The sequence below is a fragment of the Pseudomonas sp. xss_4 genome (genome assembly GCF_043104125.1).
In the GTDB taxonomy this organism is placed as follows: Bacteria; Pseudomonadota; Gammaproteobacteria; order Pseudomonadales; family Pseudomonadaceae; genus Aquipseudomonas; species Aquipseudomonas parafulva_B.
Map to the genome: position 1 here is coordinate 96,339 of NZ_JBICKJ010000090.1, position 17,659 is coordinate 113,997.

The following is a 17,659-nucleotide window of genomic DNA, read 5'->3' on the forward strand; positions in this document are numbered from 1 at the left end:
GGTGTTGCCGTGTTGCCTGGAGCGCCCCGGGATCACCGAGGCTGAAGCGGACGATGGTCAGGCATGGCGCGCGGGTCTCCCCACCTGCGCGCCACGCCTGCCCGGCGGTGCTAATCGACGCTGACGCCGGAAAAATCGTTGCGTCCGAACGGGCTGACCTTGAACCCGGACACTTGGGTGCTCAGGGGCTGATTGACAGTTGAGTGGGCCACTGGCGTGATCGGCACCTGCTGCTTGAGCCGCTGCTGGGCTTGCTGATAGAGCGTGGTGCGCTGGGCCTGGTCGGTGACCTGCTTGGCTTGCTTGACCAGGCTGTCGTACTGCGGGTCGCACCATTGCGAGTAGTTGTTGCTGCCAATGGCATCGCAGCTGTATAGCGTGCCCAGCCAGTTGTCGGGGTCGCCGTTGTCACCAGTCCAACCGATCAGCGCCACATCGTGCTCACCGCTCTTGAGGCGCTTGATGTATTCGCCCCATTCGTAGCTGACAATGCGCACTTTGAAGCCCAGCTTGCTCCAATCGGCTTGGAGCATTTCGGCCATCAGCTTGGCGTTAGGGTTGTAGGGGCGTTGCACCGGCATGGCCCACAGGGTGATTTCGGTGCCAGGCTTGACCCCGGCCTGCTCGAGCAGCTGGCGGGCTTTGTCCGGGTCATGGGGTGCATCGGTGATGCTGGTGTCGTAGGACCACTGTGTGGGCGGCATCGCGTTGACCGCCCGTTGCCCGGCTTGCTGGTACACCGCCTGCAGGATGGCTTGCTTGTTGACCGCCATGTCCATGGCCTGGCGCACCTCAAGCCGGTCGAATGGCGGGTGCTGGGTGTTGTAGGCGATATAGCCCAGGTTGAACCCTGCTTGCTGCAAGACCTGCACTTTGGGGTCCTGCTTGAGCCCTGGCAGGTCGGCCGGCCGCGGATGCAGGGTGACCTGGCACTCGTTGCGGCGCAGTTTCTGGATGCGCACCGACGGGTCGACATTGATCGAGAACACCAGGTTGTCGAGCTTCACCTGCTCGGGCGCCCAGTAGGCACGGTTGGCCTTGTAGCGGATCTGCGAGTCCTTCTGGTAACGCTGGAACACGAACGGGCCGGTGCCTATCGGTTGCTGGTTGATGTCGCTGGGCCGCCCGGTCTTGAGCAGTTGCTCGGCGTATTCGGCGGACAGGATCGATGCAACGCTCATGGCCAGGTTCTGGATGAACGCGGCGTCTACCGTGTGCAGCGTGAACACCACGGTGTATGGGTCGGTCTTTTCGACGCCTGCAATGTTCTTGTCCAGGCCCATGCTGACAAAGTAGGGAAACTCGGTGGGGTAGGCCTTGCGAAACGGGTGCTGCCTGTCGAGCATGCGGTTGAAGGTGAACAGCACGTCGTCTGCGTTGAAGGGACGGCTGGGGGTGAAGGCCTTGTTGCTGTGAAAGCTCACGCCTTCGCGCAGGTGAAAGGTGTAGCGCAGGCCGTTCTCGCTGACTTCCCAGCGGGTGGCCAGGGCAGGGTGCACCGCCGTGCCGCCGCGTTCGAACTCCACCAGGCGGTTGTAGATCGGCTGGGCGGCGTCATTGTCGGTGGCGGTGGTGTATTGGGCGGTATCGAAACCGGCCGGGCTGCCTTCGGAGCAGAACACCAGGTTGTTGGCCAGCACCGCTGGCGTCTGGCCGAGGAGGGTCAGGGCGAGCAGTGTAGAAAGTCGGGTCACGTGGCGCATGCTAAGTCCTTTTGGGTGCGGGGCCGGCTCCGGGCACGAATCGCGGCAACAGTTCGCCTGTCCCGCACGCTTGGCAGCGGGACGACGGGGTATGGATTGGGTGGGTCAGGCGCCCGTCAGGCGGGCGCAGCCCTCAGGCTATTTGTCCACGCTGACGCCGTAGAACGCGTTCAGGGCAAATGGACTGATCTTGAAGTCCTTCACCTTGGCACTCATGGGCTGGTAGACGGTGGAGTGGGCGATCGGGGTGATCGGCACCTGTTCCTTGAGGATGTGCTGGGCTTTCTGATAAAGCTCGGTGCGCTTGGCCTGGTCGGAGGTGGCCTTGGCCTGCTTGATCAAGTCATCGTAGGGCTTGTAGCACCACTTGGAGAAGTTGTTGCCGTCGATGGCGTCGCAGCCATACAAGGTGCCCAGCCAGTTGTCAGGGTCGCCATTGTCCCCGCTCCAGCCAATGAGCATGGCGCCCTGTTCGCCCGCCTTGGAGCGCTTGATGTACTCGCCCCATTCATAGCTGACGATCTTGGCCTTGATACCGACCTTGGCCCAGTCTGCCTGGAGCATCTCGGCCATCAGCTTGGCGTTGGGGTTGTACGGGCGCTGGACCGGCATGGCCCAAAGAGTAATTTCGGTGCCGTCCTTGATGCCGGCTTCCTTGAGCAATTGGCGGGCCTTGTCGGGGTCGTAGGGAGCGTCCTTGATGCTGCTGTCATACGACCACTGGGTCGGTGGCATGGCATTGACCGCCAGCTGGCCTGCCCCCTGGTAGACCGACTCGATGATTTTCTGCTTGTCCACGGCCATGTCCAGCGCCTGGCGCACCTTGAGTTGAGCCATGGGGTTGGGCTGGTTGCTGCCCTTGACCTGGTCCATCACGTTGTAGGCGATGTAGCCCAGGTTGAAGCCCGCCTGCTGGGGCATCTGCAGCTTGGGGTCCTGCTTGAGCGGGGCGATATCGGCCGGGCGCGGGAACAGCGTGACCTGGCACTCGTTCTTCTTGAGTTTCTGCATGCGCACCGAAGCATCGGTGGTGATGGCGAAGATCAGGTTGTCGATCTTCACGTCCTCGGGTTTCCAGTAGTCCTTGTTACCCTTGAAGCGAATCTGCGCGTCTTTCTGGTACTTGCTGAACACGAACGGGCCGGTGCCGATCGGCTTCTGGTTGATGTCGGCGGCCTTGCCATTCCTGAGCAACTGGTCGGCGTACTCGGCGGACTGGATGGACGCAAAGCTCATGGCCAGGTTCTGGATGAAAGCGGCGTCGACGTCGTTGAGAGTGAACTTGACCGTATGGTCGTCCAGTTTCTCGACGCCGGCGATGTTCTTGTCCATGCCCATGTCGGTGAAGTATGGGAACTCGGTGGGGTAGGCCTTGCGGAACGGATGGTCCTTGTCGAGCATGCGGTTGAACGTGAACAGCACGTCGTCCGCATTAAACGGGCGGGTGGGCTTGAAGTAATCGGTGGTGTGGAACTTCACGCCTTCGCGCAGGTGGAAGGTGTAGGTCTTGCCATCCTCCGCCACCTCCCAGCGCGTTGCCAGCCCAGGAATGACCGCGGTGCCGCCTCGCTCGAACTGAGTCAACCGGTTGAAAACCGTTTCGGCAGAGGCGTCGAAATCGGTACCGGTGGTGTATTGCCCCGGGTCGAAACCGGCCGGGCTGCCTTCTGAACAGAACACCAGGTTGGAAGCGGCGAAGGCCGACGGCGCGCCGGTGAGCAAACCTGCGCCTAGCAGGAACGGAATGACTGCATGTTTGAGCATGTTGGCCTCATTGTTGTCATTGTTCAGAAGAGGCGGCCTCGTGAGCCGACCTGCGGATACTTATGCAGGGGTGGGCCCAATGCAATATGCACAAGGTTAGTCGGGACTTGAAATGTGGCACGGCAGTACATGAATGTCGCATCGGTGTAACTTTTGACGGAGTTAAACGTTTGCGAGGGCAGAATGGTGGCTTTTTGCAGAATATTGCTGATTAAGGGAAGATGTCGGGAAAGGCTTAAGAGGGTGTAGGAAATCTCTTAAAATGCGGGCTACCCGTTAGGGGAAGAAGAAAAGCCCTGGCGGGCCAGTGAAGGCGCCAGGGCATCTGCTGCTGGTCAGGGGCTGGCCTTGGACCTACCCCTGCCACCTTGCGGTCAGGGCATCTGAACTTCGATCAAGCCATCGGCATTCATGCTCACTTCGCTGGTGCCCGCCTCGATGTCCGGCGCGGGCGCAGCCTCGTCTGCTGCCATGGCTTTCATCGCCATCGGCGCACTGCGCAGGTAAGGACGTGGGTAGCCGCTGCTGTTCAAGTTGAGGCTGACCACCTTGTAACCGCTGCCGCCCAGGGCTTCGGTGGCCAACTGGGCGCGCGCCTTGAACGCGTCGACGGCCTCCTTGAGCAGCGCGTCTTCGCTGGACTTGCGGGTAGCCGGTGCGATGGAGAAGTCCATGCCGCCCATTTTCAGGTCTTGCAGCAGCTCGGCGGTGAGCTGTGAAAGCGCCGGGAAGTCCGCGCTTTCGAGCCGCAGCTCGGCACGCTCGCGCCAGCCGGTGATTTTCTGGCCCTTGGTGTCGTACACCGGGTAGCTGTTGCGGCTGCCCTGGCTGATCTTGACGTCCTTGACCTGGCGCGACTGCTGCACGGCCTTGTTCATGGTCTCGGTGATCTGCTTGGCAAGCTTGCTCGGGTCGGTGTTCTGCGCTTCGCTGTAGAGGGTCACGACCATCAGGTCGCGTGCCACTTCCTTGCTCACTTCGGCGCGCAGCGACACCTGGTTGAAGCGCGGTTCATCGGCGGCCAGCGCTGGCAGGCTGGCCAGCAGACCGCAGGACAAGAGAAGGGCAGCGCCGCGACGTTGGATTAGCATAAGGTGCTCCTTGGCAGATGAAAGCGTGGGGTGTGGCCATCCATTCCACGCATGGCCCATCAGACCGGGAACAGTGTAGTGGGTTCAGCGCTGGCCCCATGAAGCTGTGACAAAGTGTGGCGGTTTGCCGCATCACTGCAGCAGCATGTCCCGCTTCGGTATACTCCAGCCGATTTTCTGGAGCACTCATCAGGAGAGCTCATGCTCGCCGCCGTACAACCGCTGTCCGCTACACGCCAGAACCTCTGGCGACTGACCGTCATTCGCGTTCTTGTGTTGGCCGCCCAGGCCGGCTCGGTGGGCGTTGCCTACTGGACCGAGCTGTTGCCACTGCCCTGGCTGTCGCTGGCCGGCACCCTGGCCTTGTCCTCGCTGCTGTGCGCCTTCACGGCGCTGCGCCTGCGCTTGTCGCTGCCGGTCACCGAACTCGAATATGCCCTGCAACTGGCGTGCGACCTGTTGATACACAGCGCCCTGCTGTACTACTCCGGCGGCTCGACCAACCCCTTCGTGTCCTACTACCTGGTGCCGCTGGCGATCGCGGCGGTTACGCTGCCCTGGCTGTATTCGCTGATTCTGTCGGGCATCGCGCTGACGGCCTACAGCCTGCTGCTGGTGCAGTTCTACCCGCTCGAAGGCCTGCCGCTGGCACGGGACAAGATGCAGGTCTACGGCATGTGGCTGAGCATTGCGCTGGCCGCCGCGGTGATCACGTTCTTTGCCGCGCGCATGGCCGAGGAACTTCGGCGCCAGGAGCACCTGCGCTCGGAGCGCCGCGAAGAAAGCCTGCGCGATGAGCAGTTGCTGGCCGTGGCCACCCAGGCTGCGGGCGCAGCCCACGAGCTGGGTACGCCGCTGGCGACGATGAGCGTGTTGCTCAACGAGATGCGCCAGGATCACACTGATCCGCTGCTGCAGGAAGACCTGCAGATCCTTCAGGACCAGGTCAAGCTGTGCAAGGAAACCCTGCAACAGCTGGTTCGCGCAGCCGAGGCCAATCGCCGGCTGGCCATCGTCGAGCAGGACGTCACCGTCTGGCTCGACGAGGCCCTCAACCGCTGGCACCTGATGCGCCCGGAAGCCAGTTACCGCTTCCAGCGCCTGCGTGATGGTCTTGTCCCCCGGCTGACGCCACCGCCTGACCTGACCCAGGCGCTGCTCAACCTGTTGAACAATGCCGCCGACGCCTGTCCCGATGACCTGGAGGTGCGCCTGGACTGGGATCACCAGGACATCGTCATCAGCATCCGCGACCATGGCCCTGGCGTACCGCCAGCCATCGCCGAAGCCATTGGCAAACCTTTCATTACCACCAAGGGCAAGGGCTTCGGCCTGGGCCTGTTCCTGAGCAAGGCCAGCGTCACCCGTGCGGGTGGCTCAGTGAAACTCTATAGTCATGAACAAGGTGGCACCCTGACCGAATTGCGCCTGCCCTACGGCATGCGAGGAGAAGCATAATGAGTGAAGAAAACCAGGTCGAAACCGAAGAGCTGCCGCACCTGCTGCTGGTGGACGACGATGCTACCTTTACCCGGGTGATGGCCCGGGCCATGAGCCGCAGGGGCTTTCGGGTGAGCACCGCCAGCTCGGCCGAAGAAGGTTTGATCCTGGCCCAGCAAGACCTGCCGGACTACGCCACGCTCGACCTGAAAATGGACGGGGATTCGGGCCTGGTGCTGCTGCCCAAGCTGCTGGAGTTGGACCCGGAAATGCGGGTCGTCATCCTGACCGGGTACTCGAGCATCGCCACGGCAGTGGAAGCGGTCAAGCGCGGCGCCTGCAACTACCTGTGCAAACCGGCTGACGCTGACGACGTGCTGGCGGCCTTGTTGTCCGAGCACACCGACCTGGACACCCTGGTGCCGGAAAACCCCATGTCCGTGGACCGTCTGCAGTGGGAACACATCCAGCGTGTGCTCAATGAGCACGAGGGCAACATCTCGGCGACCGCGCGCGCGCTGGGCATGCACCGCCGGACATTGCAGCGCAAATTGCAGAAGCGGCCAGTGCGGCGCTGAATGCTGCTGCAGGCGCGATCTTGGCGGACGCCGGACCGGCCGCGATGAGCCCAGATGTACTGGGGCTGCGAGTTTGAAATCCTGCGGCCGCTGTGCGGCCCATCGCGTCCGGTTCAGTACTTCAGCAGGGCCGCTTGCAAGGCCATATCGGCACAATGCCCGCAAATCCTGGCCGTTGGCGTATCATTAGCCCCCTAACGGCAACCCCCCTTCCAGGATTGTGCGCCCATGCTTGCCCTTCTCATCCAGACGCTGAACATCACGGCGCCCGTTTTCGCCATGTTGTTTCTGGGCGTGTTGCTTCGCCGTATCCACCTGATCGACGACAACTTCAACAGGGTCGCCTCGCAACTGGTGTTCAACGTCTGCATGCCGGCCTTGCTGTTTCTGGGCATCTATCATGCCGACCTGGCGGCTGCGGTCCGGCCTGGGATCATGCTCTATTTCACGGTGGCCACCCTGGCCGGATTTGCCATCGCCTGGGGCATGGCCGTCTGGCGCAGCCCGTGGGCCGACCGAGGCATCTACACCCAGGGGGCCTTTCGCGGCAACAACGGCGTGATTGGCCTGGCACTGGCCGCAAGCTTGTACGGCGACTATGGCATCTCATTGGGTGCAGTGTTGGCCGGGTTGGTGATCCTGTTGTACAACTCGTTGTCTGCCATCGTGCTGGCGGTCTACAGCCCCGATCTGAAGTCCGACCCGTGGAGCATCCTCAAAAGTATCCTGAAAAACCCGCTGATCCTCAGCGTGCTGGTCGCCATTCCCATGGCCTACGGCCAAGTCCCGTTGCCAAATTGGCTGCTTACCTCCGGTGATTACCTGGCGCAGATGACGCTGCCCCTGGCCCTGATCTGCATTGGCGGCACCCTGTCGCTGACGGCTCTGCGCGACAGCGGCCGGCTGGCCGTGGACGCCAGCCTGGTAAAAATGGCCTGGCTGCCGCTGATCGGTACCCTTGGCGCCTGGCTTTGTGGTTTTCGCGGGGCCGAACTGGGCATCCTGTTCCTCTACATCGGCAGCCCTACCGCAGCGGCCAGCTACGTGATGGCGCGTGCGGCCAACGGCAACCATGAACTGGCCGCTTCGATCATCGTGATCACCACGCTAATGGCCGCGATCACCACCAACATTGGTATTTTCATCTTGCAGTGGGGCGGCTGGATCTAGATCCTTGACTGCAAACAACAGCAACAGCATTGCCTCACTGAGCGAAAGGACACTTCATGCAAGACCAGAGCACGCCCGAGCGGTTACAGCGCGGGCTGAAGAATCGTCACATCCAGCTGATCGCGCTCGGCGGCGCCATCGGCACAGGGTTGTTCCTGGGCATCGCCCAGACCATTCAGCTGGCCGGCCCCTCGGTCTTGCTGGGCTATGCCATTGCTGGCCTGATGGCTTTCCTGATCATGCGCCAGCTTGGGGAAATGGTCGTGGAAGAGCCGGTCGCCGGTAGCTTCAGCCATTTTGCCCACCAGTACTGGAGCGAGTTCGCAGGCTTCGTGTCTGGCTGGAACTACTGGGTAGTCTACGTGTTGGTCGGCATGGCCGAGCTGACGGCGGTGGGTATCTACGTCCAGTACTGGTGGCCTGAGTTTCCAACCTGGGCCACGGCCGCGATCTTCTTCGTGGTGATCAACCTGATCAACCTCACCCAGGTGAAGGTTTATGGTGAGATGGAGTTCTGGTTCGCCTTGGTAAAAATCGTGGCCATCGTCAGCATGATAGGCTTCGGCGCCTGGTTGCTCAGCACCGGCAGCGGCGGCCCGGATGCCAGTGTGGCCAACCTGTGGCAATACGGCGGGTTCTTCCCCAACGGCGTGACCGGCCTGGTCATGGCCCTGGCCGTGATCATGTTTTCGTTCGGTGGTCTGGAACTGGTAGGCATCACGGCCGCCGAAGCCGACAATCCGCGCCAGAGCATACCCAAGGCCACCAACCAGGTGGTCTACCGGATCCTGATCTTCTACATCGGCGCGCTTGCGGTGCTGCTTTCGCTGTACCCCTGGCAGAAAGTGGTACAAGGCGGTAGCCCGTTCGTGATGATTTTCCATGAACTGGACAGCGACCTGGTCGCGACCGTCCTCAACATCGTGGTCCTGACAGCGGCGCTGTCGGTTTACAACAGCTGCGTGTACGCCAACAGCCGCATGCTGTTCGGCCTGGCCAGCCAAGGCGATGCCCCACGTCAGTTGCTCAAGGTCAGCCGCAGCGGTGTACCCCTGGCAGCTTTAGGCATTTCTGCCCTGGCCACGGGCCTGTGCGTGGTGATCAATTACCTGATGCCCGGCCAAGCCTTTGGCCTGCTGATGGCACTGGCGGTGTCGGCATTGGTGATCAACTGGGCCAGCATCAGCATCACCCACCTCAAGTTCCGCAAGGCCAAGCGCGCGGCAGGGGTACAGCCCTTCTACCAGAGCTTGGGTCATCCGTTCACCAACTACCTATGCCTGGCCTTCATCGTGCTGATTTTGGTGGTGATGTACCTGACGCCACCTATTCGCATCTCTGTGATGTTGATCCCGGGCTGGATCCTGCTGCTGTGGGTAGCCTTCAAGTTGAAGAAGGCTCGTCAGGCCAGCCGCTGACCTGACGCTCGGTACTCAATGCTGGCGGCGCCAGGCGCGCACCGTGGTGTACACCAACACCACCGCCAGCACGGGCAATACATAGAGCAGCATCAGGCGCTCCAGGCGCTCGGCCAGGGGCATGCCCATGGTGAACGCGGCGATGTGCAGGCCGTAGGCCAGGTACAGGCACAGGAACACCAGTCCTTCGGCCCGGGTGATGCGATAACCCGAATAAAACACCGGCAAGCTCAACGCGGCCACGCCCAGCATGACGGGCAGGTCGAAATCCAGTGCATTGGGCGAAATCGACAAGGGCTCGGGGGTCACCACGGCGGTCAGGCCCAACACGCCCAGCAGGTTGCACAGGTTGCTGCCGATCACCGTGCCCACGGCGATCTCGCGTTCACCGCGCAAGGCAGCGATCAGGGCTGCCGCCAATTCCGGCAACGATGTGCAGATGGCCACCACCGTAAGGCCGATGACGCGCTCGGACAGGCCCAGGTCGGTGGCCACCTCCACGGCCGCGTCGAGCAGCAGATGACCGGCCAGGCTCAGCAGCCCCAGGCCTGCCATCACCAACAGCAGCGCTGCGCACCAGAAGCGCGCCGGGCTTTGTGGCACCGATGGCGGGGCAGGGTAGGTGCGTGCGTAGTGACGGGACTGGTGCCAGAGCATGGCCAGATAACCCACCAGCCCCAGCAGCAGCAACACGCCTTCAACGCGGCCCAGATAGCCATTGGCAGCCAACCCGTAGACCAAGGCACTGGCCAGGATCATCAACGGGATATCCAGGCGTACCAGCTGGCGAGAGACGCGAAGTGGAATGACCAGGGCTGCCAGGCCAAGAATGGCCAGCACATTGAAGATGTTGCTGCCGATGACGCTGCCCACGGCAACGTCCGGTGCGCCTTGATAGGCGGCCTGCAGGCTGAGGGTCAACTGGGGTGCGGTGCTGCCGAATGCCACCAGGCTCAGCCCGATGATCAGCGGCCGGACATGAAGGCGTTGCGCCAGGCGCAGTGCAGCCCGTACCAGCAGTTCGGCGCCTGCGACCAACAGCAGCAAGGCGATGCCCAGCTGCAGCAGGCTGAACGTGGGGAGGGTGGCCAGATCGAAAATGGTAGGGCTCCTGGGCGTCAGTCACTAAGACCTTGTACTCGCACGCGCGCTGTTCCGCTACGCACCATGCCGATTTTTTCAGCGGCAGCCCGAGACAGGTCGATCAGTCGACTGCGGGCGTGCGGGCCGCGGTCATTGATACGGACCACGACGCTACGTCGATTGGCCAGGTTGGTCACCAGCACCCGGCTGCCGAACGGCAGGTTGCGATGAGCCGCCGTCAGGCCATGCTGATTGAACGCCTCGCCGCTGGCGGTGCGTTTGCCGTGATGGCGGGCACCGTAGTAGGAGGCAGTACCCGTGCGGTCATATCCTCGCGGGTCGATGTCATGGCTGGCGCAGCCTGCCAGACAGGAAAAGAGGGCCAAACTGGCCAGAGAACGTTTCAACATGCAGGTACTCCAGTGCGCCGCAGCTTGTGACCGGGCGCGGGACAAACCAAGGTTGACCAGGGTGCGCTGGTCAGCCTCGGCTGGTCTGTCAGCGAGGGCGAGCCCCCGCTGGAGGGTACGGTCAACCTTCGAGCTTGGCCTTGAGCAGCTGATTCACCTGCCCAGGGTTGGCCTTGCCCTTGGATGCCTTCATGGCTTGGCCGACGAAGAAGCCGAACATCTTGCCGCGCTTGGCCTCGTCGGCGGCGCGGTACTGTTCGACCTGTTCGGCGTTGGCCGCCAGCACCTCGTCGAGCATCGATTCGATAGCGCCACTGTCGGTGACCTGCTTGAGGCCGCGGCTTTCGATGATGGTGTCGGCATCGCCTTCACCGGCGGCCATGGCCTCGAACACGGTCTTGGCGATCTTGCCGCTGATGGTGTTGTCGCGGATGCGCACCAGCATGCCGCCCAACTGTGCGGCGGTGACCGGGGCCTGGTCGATCTCGATGCCGAGCTTGTTGAGCAGGCTGCCCAGCTCGACCATGACCCAGTTGGCGGCCATTTTGGCGTCGCCCCCGAGCTTGACCACCTCCTCGAAGTAGTCCGCCTGTTCACGGCTCGAGGCCAGTACGTTGGCATCGTACGCCGACAGCCCGTACTGGCTCTGGAAGCGCTCGACTTTCTGGGTGGGCAGTTCCGGCAAGCCGGCGCGCACGGTTTCCAGGAAGCTGTCCTCGATGACCACCGGCAGCAGGTCCGGGTCGGGGAAGTAACGGTAGTCGTTGGCTTCCTCCTTGCTGCGCATGGAGCGGGTTTCGTCCTTGTTAGGATCGTACAGGCGCGTTTCCTGAACCACCTTGCCGCCGTCCTCGATCAAGTCGATCTGGCGTTGGATTTCGCTGTTGATCGCGCGCTCGATGAAGCGGAACGAGTTGACGTTCTTGATCTCGCAGCGAGTGCCAAACTCGGTCTGGCCCTTGGGCCGGATCGACACGTTGCAGTCGCAGCGCAGCGACCCTTCGGCCATGTTGCCGTCGCAGATGCCCAGGTAGCGCACCAGCGCATGAATGGCCTTGACGTAGGCCACCGCTTCCTTGGCGCTGCGCATGTCGGGCTCGGACACGATTTCCAGCAGCGGGGTGCCGGCACGGTTCAGGTCGATGCCGGTGGAACCGCTGAAATCTTCGTGCAGGCTCTTGCCCGCATCTTCTTCCAGGTGGGCGCGGGTCACGCCAATGCGCTTGATGGTGCCGTCTTCCAGGGCGATGTCCAGATGGCCCTTGCCCACAATGGGCAGGTCCATCTGGCTAATCTGGTAGCCCTTGGGCAGGTCAGGGTAGAAGTAGTTCTTGCGCGCGAACACGTTGCGCTTGCCGATTTCGGCATCGATGGCCAGGCCGAACATGCACGCCATGCGTACCGCTTCCTGGTTCAGGACCGGCAGTACACCTGGCATGCCCAGGTCGACCAGGCTCGCCTGCGTATTGGGTTGCGAGCCAAACGTGGTGGCACTACCGGAAAAGATTTTCGACTGGGTGGCGAGCTGAGTGTGGATTTCCAGCCCGATCACAACTTCCCATTGCATGTGTCTGTTCCTCAGAAGCCGTTAGGGGCGCGGGTGTGCCAATCGGTCACCTGCTGGTAGCGATGGGCTACGTTAAGCAGGCGGCCTTCCTGGAAGTAGGGCGCCAGCAACTGCACGCCCACCGGCAGGCCATCGACGAAGCCGGCTGGCATCGAGAGCCCTGGCAGGCCCGCGAGGTTGGCCGTGATGGTGTAGACGTCCTCGAGGTAGGCGGCAACCGGATCGCTGCTCTTGGCGCCCAGTTTCCAGGCCGGGTTGGGGGTGGTCGGGCCGAGAATCAGGTCGACGTCCTTGAAGGCAGCCATGAAGTCGTTCTTGATCAGGCGGCGAATTTGCTGGGCCTTCACGTAGTAGGCGTCATAGTAGCCCGCCGACAGGGCGTAGGTGCCGACCATGATCCGGCGCTGCACTTCGGCGCCGAAGCCTTCGCCACGGGAACGCTTGTACAGGTCGGTCAGGTCCTTGGGCGCTTCGCAGCGATGACCGAAGCGAACACCGTCGAAACGCGACAGGTTCGAGGACGCTTCTGCCGGGGCGATCACATAGTACGCCGGGATGGCGTGCTGCATGTTCGGCAGGCTGATTTCCTTGACCACCGCGCCGAGCTTTTCCAGTTCCTTGACGCTGGCCTGTACGAGGTCGGCAATGCGCGGGTCCAAACCAGCACCGAAGTACTCCTTCGGCAGACCGATGCGCAGCCCTTGCAGCGAATCACCCAGGGTGGCGCTGTAGTCGGGAACCGGCTCCTCGATGCTGGTCGAGTCCTTGGCGTCGAAGCCGGCCATGCCTTGCAGCAAAAGCGCGCAGTCCTCGGCCGTGCGGGCCAGCGGGCCGCCCTGATCCAGGCTTGAGGCATAGGCGATCATGCCCCAGCGCGAGACGCGCCCGTAAGTGGGCTTGAGGCCGGTGAGGTTGGTCAGCGCGGCCGGCTGACGGATCGACCCGCCGGTGTCGGTGCCGGTGGTCACCGGCAACAGGCGCGCGGCTACGGCAGCGGCCGAGCCGCCGGACGAGCCACCAGGTACGTGCTCGAGGTTCCAGGGGTTCTTCACCGCGCCGTAGTGGCTCGATTCGTTGGCCGAACCCATGGCGAACTCGTCCATGTTGGTCTTGCCCAGCGTCACCATGCCGGCTTCGGCAAGCTTGGCCACCACGGTGGCGTCATAGGGCGCCTTGAAGGTGTCGAGCATCTTCGAGGCGCAGCTGGTGCGCACGCCCTGTGTGCAGAACAGGTCCTTGTGGGCAATGGGCGCGCCCAGCAACGCCCCACCTTCGCCAGCGGCACGGCGGGCATCGGCGGCACGTGCCTGGCCCAGGGCCAGCTCGTCGGTCACGGTGATGAAGCTGTTGAGCTGTGGGTCGAGCTGCTTGATACGGTCCAGCAGGGCGCTGGTCAGCTCTTCGGAGGAAAACGACTTGTCGGCGAGTCCGCGGGCGATCTCGGCCAGGGTCAATTGATGCATGGCAGGCTCTATCCCTTACTCGATGACTTTCGGAACCAGGTACAGACCGTTCTCGGTCTGCGGGGCGACGGCCTGATAAGCGTCGCGCTGGTTGTGCTCGGTGACCTGGTCGGGGCGCAGGCGCTGGCTGGCCTCCAGGGGGTGAGCCAGGGGTTCGATGCCGGCGGTGTCCACCGCTTGCATCTGGTCGACCAACCCGAGGATGCTGTTCAAGGCGTCGGTAATGCGTGGCAGTTCGCCATCATTTAGGCCCAGTCGGGCCAGATGGGCGATCTTTTCCACGTCGCAGCGTTCAAGCGCCATGGGGATCTCCAGAAGGATAGAAAGAACGGATTCAGTGTCCGCAATGAGGAACATGTCAGCTTTTTGGCGGTCCAATGGCCGCGATCATCGGCTGGCATGCTCGGAAAAACAGCCAATTTAACATATTGGCTCCTTGCCCAAAATCCCTGCCATTGTTAGAGTTTGCCGCACTTTTTTACCCACGCTTTCCCCAGGGTCACTTTCCCATGTTCAAGAAACTGCGTGGCATGTTTTCCAGCGATCTGTCCATCGACCTGGGTACTGCCAACACCCTAATTTACGTGCGTGAGCGCGGTATCGTCCTGAATGAGCCCTCGGTTGTTGCCATCCGTACCCATGGCAATCAGAAAAGCGTCGTCGCCGTCGGTACCGAAGCCAAACGCATGCTGGGCCGTACGCCTGGCAACATCGCAGCCATTCGTCCGATGAAGGACGGCGTGATCGCCGACTTCAGCGTCTGCGAAAAAATGTTGCAATACTTTATCAACAAGGTTCATGAGAACAGCTTCCTGCAGCCCAGCCCTCGCGTGCTGATCTGCGTGCCGTGCAAGTCCACCCAGGTTGAGCGCCGCGCCATTCGCGAGTCGGCCCTGGGTGCAGGTGCCCGCGAAGTGTTCCTGATCGAAGAACCCATGGCCGCTGCCATCGGTGCCGGCCTGCCGGTCGAAGAGGCCCGTGGCTCCATGGTCGTCGACATCGGCGGCGGTACCACCGAAATCGCGCTGATCTCGCTCAACGGCGTGGTGTATGCCGAATCGGTGCGCGTCGGTGGCGACCGCTTCGACGAAGCCATCGTGACCTACGTGCGCCGTAACTACGGCAGCTTGATCGGCGAATCCACCGCCGAGCGCATCAAGCAGGAAATCGGTACTGCCTACCCGGGCGGTGAAGTGCGTGAAGTCGATGTCCGCGGCCGTAACCTGGCCGAAGGCGTACCGCGTGCGTTCACTCTGAACTCCAACGAAGTGCTCGAAGCGCTGCAGGAGTCGCTGGCGACCATCGTCCAGGCGGTCAAGAGTGCCCTGGAGCAATCGCCACCTGAACTGGCTTCCGACATCGCCGAACGTGGCCTGGTGTTGACCGGCGGCGGCGCACTGCTGCGTGACCTGGACAAGCTACTGGCCCAGGAAACCGGGCTGCCGGTCATCGTCGCCGAAGATCCGCTGACCTGTGTCGCACGCGGGGGCGGTCGAGCCCTGGAAATGATGGATAAGCACGCAATGGACCTGCTCTCGAGCGAGTGACGCTTACTCGCTGCTCGTGAGCCCCGGTTTACAGGTAGCACGCACAGTGCTACCTGTATGTGCTGGCCGGTGCCCGTTTGGGTGCCTCATCCATCAATTCGCAACCAGGCTGGTGCCTTGTCCCATGTCCAATGACTTCCTGAGTCGTCCACGAGGAACGGCCCATTAAACCGCTTTTCTCCAAGGGCCCCTCGCTGGGCGTTCGCCTGCTCGTCCTGGTGGTGGTGTCGGTCGCGTTGATGGTCGTCGACGCGCGCTTCGACCTGCTCAAGCCTGTCCGCAGCCAGATGGGCCTGGTGCTCATGGAATCGTACTGGATCACCGACTTGCCGCAACGCGCCTGGCAAGGGGTGGCGGGCCAGTTCGGCAGCCGCAACGAGCTGATTGCCGAAAACGAGAAACTCAAGACCGAGGCCCTGCTGCTGCAAGGCCGCCTGCAGAAGCTGGCGGCGTTGACCGAGCAGAACGTGCGCCTGCGGGAGCTGCTCAATTCCTCGGCGCTGGTCGACGAAAAGGTCGAAGTTGCCGAGTTGATCGGTGTCGACCCCAACCCCTTCACCCACCGCATCCTGATCAACAAGGGTGAGCGCGATGGCGTGTTTCTCGGTCAACCGGTGCTCGACGCCCGCGGCTTGATGGGGCAGGTGGTCGAACTGATGCCCTATACCTCGCGGGTCTTGCTGCTCACCGACACCACCCATAGCATTCCCGTGCAGGTCAACCGCAACGGTTTGCGCGCCATCGCCAGCGGTACCGGTAACCCTGAGCGCCTCGAGCTGCGCCATGTGGCCGATACGGCGGACATCAAGGAAGGCGACCTGCTGGTCAGCTCCGGCATGGGCCAACGTTTCCCCGCCGGTTATCCCGTGGCCACCGTCAACGAGGTGATCCACGATTCCGGCCAGCCATTCGCCATCGTGCGCGCCATCCCCACCGCGGCGCTCAACCGTAGCCGTTACATGCTGCTGGTGTTCAGCGACCGGCGCACGCCCGAGCAGCGCGCCACCGATGCCGCGATTGCCCAGGAAGAAGCGGACCGCAAGGGGGGGGCGGTTCCTGCTCAGGGTACTGGTACGACCGGTCAAGGCACGCCTGTGAACGGCACGCCCGCAAACACCGCCCCTGCCGCGACCCCTGCGCCTGCCACCCAGCCCGGTACGCCTGCAACCGCGCCTGCTGCGCAGCCTGCAAGCCCGGCCGCAGCACCCGCTGTGCCCACTCAACCCCGGAGGCAGTGATGGCCGCATCGCGCCGCAACAATGGTTGGGTCATCTGGCTGACGTTTGTCGTCGGCCTGCTGCTCAGCGTCTCGCCCATGCCGCAGTTCATGGAAGTCTTTCGCCCCATGTGGCTGGCGTTGCTGGTGTCGTTCTGGACCTTGAACGTGCCGCACAAGGTCGGCATGGCCACAGCGTTCATGCTTGGCCTGGCCGAGGACGTGCTGTACGGCACCCTGTTGGGGCAGAACGCGTTGATCCTCACCCTGATCACATTCCTCGTGCTGTCCCTGCAACAGCGCCTGCGCATGTTCCCCATGTGGCAGCAAAGCCTGATCATTCTGGTGGTCTTCGGCATTGCGCAGTTGCTTCAGCTGTGGCTCAGCGCCCTGACCGGCAACCGCCTGCCAACCCTGGCGCTGGTCTGGTCGGCCGTGATCAGCGCGCTGCTCTGGCCATGGATCAGCTTTGCCTTGCGCGATCTTCGCCGACGCTTGCACATCAATTGACGGCTTGGTGGCCGCTGACAGGGAGATGTCCGAATGACCCCGCTATACCTGGCTTCCGGCTCTCCACGGCGGCGTGAGCTGCTGACGCAGATCGGTGTGCCCTTCAGGGTGGCCAGCGCGCCCATCGATGAAACCCCGCTGCCTGGCGAAAGCGCAGAGGCGTATGTGCAGCGCCTGGCCAAAGCCAAGGCTGCAGCCGGTCGCGCCAGTCTCGAACCTGCCAAGATGGCGAACGCAGGCGCTGTGGTGCTGGGCGCTGACACGGCCGTGGTGCTTGACGGCCGCATTCTCGGCAAGCCCGAGCACCGTGACGACGCGCTTGGCATGCTGGCCCGGTTGTCTGGCCGCGAACACCAGGTATTGACGGCAGTGGCGCTCGATGACGGCAAGCGTGTGGAGAGCCTGTGTGTCAGCAGCACTGTCCGCTTTCGCCTCATCGACCAGCAGGAGGCCCAGCGCTACTGGGCCCGCGGCGAGCCAGCGGACAAAGCGGGCGGCTATGCCATCCAAGGGCTGGGCGCGGTATTCGTCACCGGGCTGGTGGGCAGCTATTCGGCCGTGGTCGGTCTGCCATTGAGTGAAACGGCACAGTTGCTCGAGCGCTTCGGCATCGCTTGCTGGCAACCGGCGGCCTCGACACCTGAGGTGACACGCCCGCAGTAGCCAGCACCGTTTGCGCCATCCATCATTAGAACAAGA

16 protein-coding genes are annotated in these 17,659 nt (G+C 62.7%); 8 read left to right on the plus strand and 8 right to left on the minus strand.

Annotation, left to right across the window (positions count from 1 at the left end; genetic code table 11):
* Positions 1 to 110: 110 nt before the first annotated feature.
* The 3 genes from ACF8GB_RS19555 to ACF8GB_RS19565 form a co-directional block, all read right to left on the minus strand.
* Positions 111 to 1,703 carry an ABC transporter substrate-binding protein gene (locus ACF8GB_RS19555; RefSeq protein WP_392474871.1) on the minus strand — a complete coding sequence of 531 codons (1,593 nt, stop codon included), beginning with the start codon at positions 1,701 to 1,703 and terminating at the stop codon, positions 111 to 113.
* Positions 1,704 to 1,841: 138 nt separating this feature from the next.
* Positions 1,842 to 3,467 carry an ABC transporter substrate-binding protein gene (locus tag ACF8GB_RS19560; protein ID WP_197844010.1) on the minus strand — a complete coding sequence of 542 codons (1,626 nt, stop codon included), beginning with the start codon at positions 3,465 to 3,467 and terminating at the stop codon, positions 1,842 to 1,844.
* Positions 3,468 to 3,841: 374 nt separating this feature from the next.
* Positions 3,842 to 4,558 carry an SIMPL domain-containing protein gene (locus ACF8GB_RS19565; protein ID WP_058604393.1) on the minus strand — a complete coding sequence of 239 codons (717 nt, stop codon included), beginning with the start codon at positions 4,556 to 4,558 and terminating at the stop codon, positions 3,842 to 3,844.
* 201 nt (positions 4,559 to 4,759) lie between these two features.
* On the opposite strand from ACF8GB_RS19565, the gene ACF8GB_RS19570 reads away from it, so the two are divergent.
* The 4 genes from ACF8GB_RS19570 (at position 4,760) to ACF8GB_RS19585 (ending at position 9,164) form a co-directional block, all read left to right on the plus strand.
* Positions 4,760 to 6,016 carry an ATP-binding protein gene (locus tag ACF8GB_RS19570; protein WP_058637485.1) on the plus strand — a complete coding sequence of 419 codons (1,257 nt, stop codon included), beginning with the start codon at positions 4,760 to 4,762 and terminating at the stop codon, positions 6,014 to 6,016.
* Entirely contained in the window at positions 6,016 to 6,576 is a 561-nt protein-coding gene (locus ACF8GB_RS19575; protein WP_058637486.1) for a response regulator transcription factor, read from the plus strand. Before ACF8GB_RS19570 ends, ACF8GB_RS19575 begins: the two co-directional genes overlap by 1 nt.
* Positions 6,577 to 6,804: 228 nt before the next feature.
* Entirely contained in the window at positions 6,805 to 7,746 is a 942-nt protein-coding gene (locus ACF8GB_RS19580; RefSeq protein WP_058637487.1) for an AEC family transporter, read from the plus strand.
* A gap of 56 nt (positions 7,747 to 7,802) precedes the next feature.
* A complete protein-coding gene (locus ACF8GB_RS19585; RefSeq protein WP_145255758.1) occupies positions 7,803 to 9,164 on the plus strand; it encodes an amino acid permease in 1,362 nt (453 codons plus the stop codon).
* Between the two features lie 15 nt (positions 9,165 to 9,179).
* Here ACF8GB_RS19585 and ACF8GB_RS19590 read toward each other — a convergent pair whose 3' ends face one another.
* From ACF8GB_RS19590 to gatC, 5 genes are all read right to left on the minus strand, one after another.
* Positions 9,180 to 10,223 (minus strand): calcium/sodium antiporter, encoded by a 1,044-nt coding sequence (locus tag ACF8GB_RS19590; RefSeq protein ID WP_392527521.1) that lies wholly within the window; start codon positions 10,221 to 10,223, stop codon positions 9,180 to 9,182.
* A 59-nt stretch (positions 10,224 to 10,282) separates the two neighbouring features.
* Complete coding sequence (locus ACF8GB_RS19595) at positions 10,283 to 10,657, minus strand: septal ring lytic transglycosylase RlpA family protein (RefSeq protein WP_078479061.1); 375 nt, start codon at positions 10,655 to 10,657, stop codon at positions 10,283 to 10,285.
* A gap of 121 nt (positions 10,658 to 10,778) precedes the next feature.
* Positions 10,779 to 12,224, minus strand: coding sequence for an Asp-tRNA(Asn)/Glu-tRNA(Gln) amidotransferase subunit GatB (gene gatB / locus ACF8GB_RS19600; protein WP_058604399.1), 1,446 nt, complete (start codon positions 12,222 to 12,224; stop codon positions 10,779 to 10,781).
* A gap of 11 nt (positions 12,225 to 12,235) precedes the next feature.
* Positions 12,236 to 13,687: an Asp-tRNA(Asn)/Glu-tRNA(Gln) amidotransferase subunit GatA gene (gene gatA / locus ACF8GB_RS19605; protein WP_058604400.1), complete on the minus strand. Its 1,452-nt coding sequence runs from the start codon at positions 13,685 to 13,687 to the stop codon at positions 12,236 to 12,238.
* Positions 13,688 to 13,702: 15 nt separating this feature from the next.
* Positions 13,703 to 13,990 (minus strand): Asp-tRNA(Asn)/Glu-tRNA(Gln) amidotransferase subunit GatC, encoded by a 288-nt coding sequence (gatC, locus tag ACF8GB_RS19610; RefSeq protein ID WP_023533299.1) that lies wholly within the window; start codon positions 13,988 to 13,990, stop codon positions 13,703 to 13,705.
* Positions 13,991 to 14,196: 206 nt separating this feature from the next.
* Between gatC and mreB the strand changes: the two genes are divergently transcribed.
* The 4 genes from mreB (at position 14,197) to ACF8GB_RS19630 (ending at position 17,623) form a co-directional block, all read left to right on the plus strand.
* The gene (gene mreB, locus ACF8GB_RS19615) at positions 14,197 to 15,234 is read left to right on the plus strand and encodes a rod shape-determining protein MreB (protein ID WP_003255163.1); all 1,038 of its coding nucleotides are present in this window, start codon (positions 14,197 to 14,199) and stop codon (positions 15,232 to 15,234) included.
* 206 nt (positions 15,235 to 15,440) lie between these two features.
* Positions 15,441 to 16,472, plus strand: a complete 1,032-nt coding sequence (gene mreC, locus ACF8GB_RS19620) for a rod shape-determining protein MreC (RefSeq protein WP_392527523.1) — start codon at positions 15,441 to 15,443, stop codon at positions 16,470 to 16,472.
* Positions 16,472 to 16,960, plus strand: coding sequence for a rod shape-determining protein MreD (gene mreD / locus ACF8GB_RS19625; RefSeq protein WP_058637491.1), 489 nt, complete (start codon positions 16,472 to 16,474; stop codon positions 16,958 to 16,960). Before mreC ends, mreD begins: the two co-directional genes overlap by 1 nt.
* Positions 16,961 to 16,993: 33 nt before the next feature.
* Positions 16,994 to 17,623, plus strand: a complete 630-nt coding sequence (locus ACF8GB_RS19630) for a Maf family protein (RefSeq protein ID WP_392527499.1) — start codon at positions 16,994 to 16,996, stop codon at positions 17,621 to 17,623.
* The last annotated feature ends 36 nt before the right edge of the window (positions 17,624 to 17,659 follow it).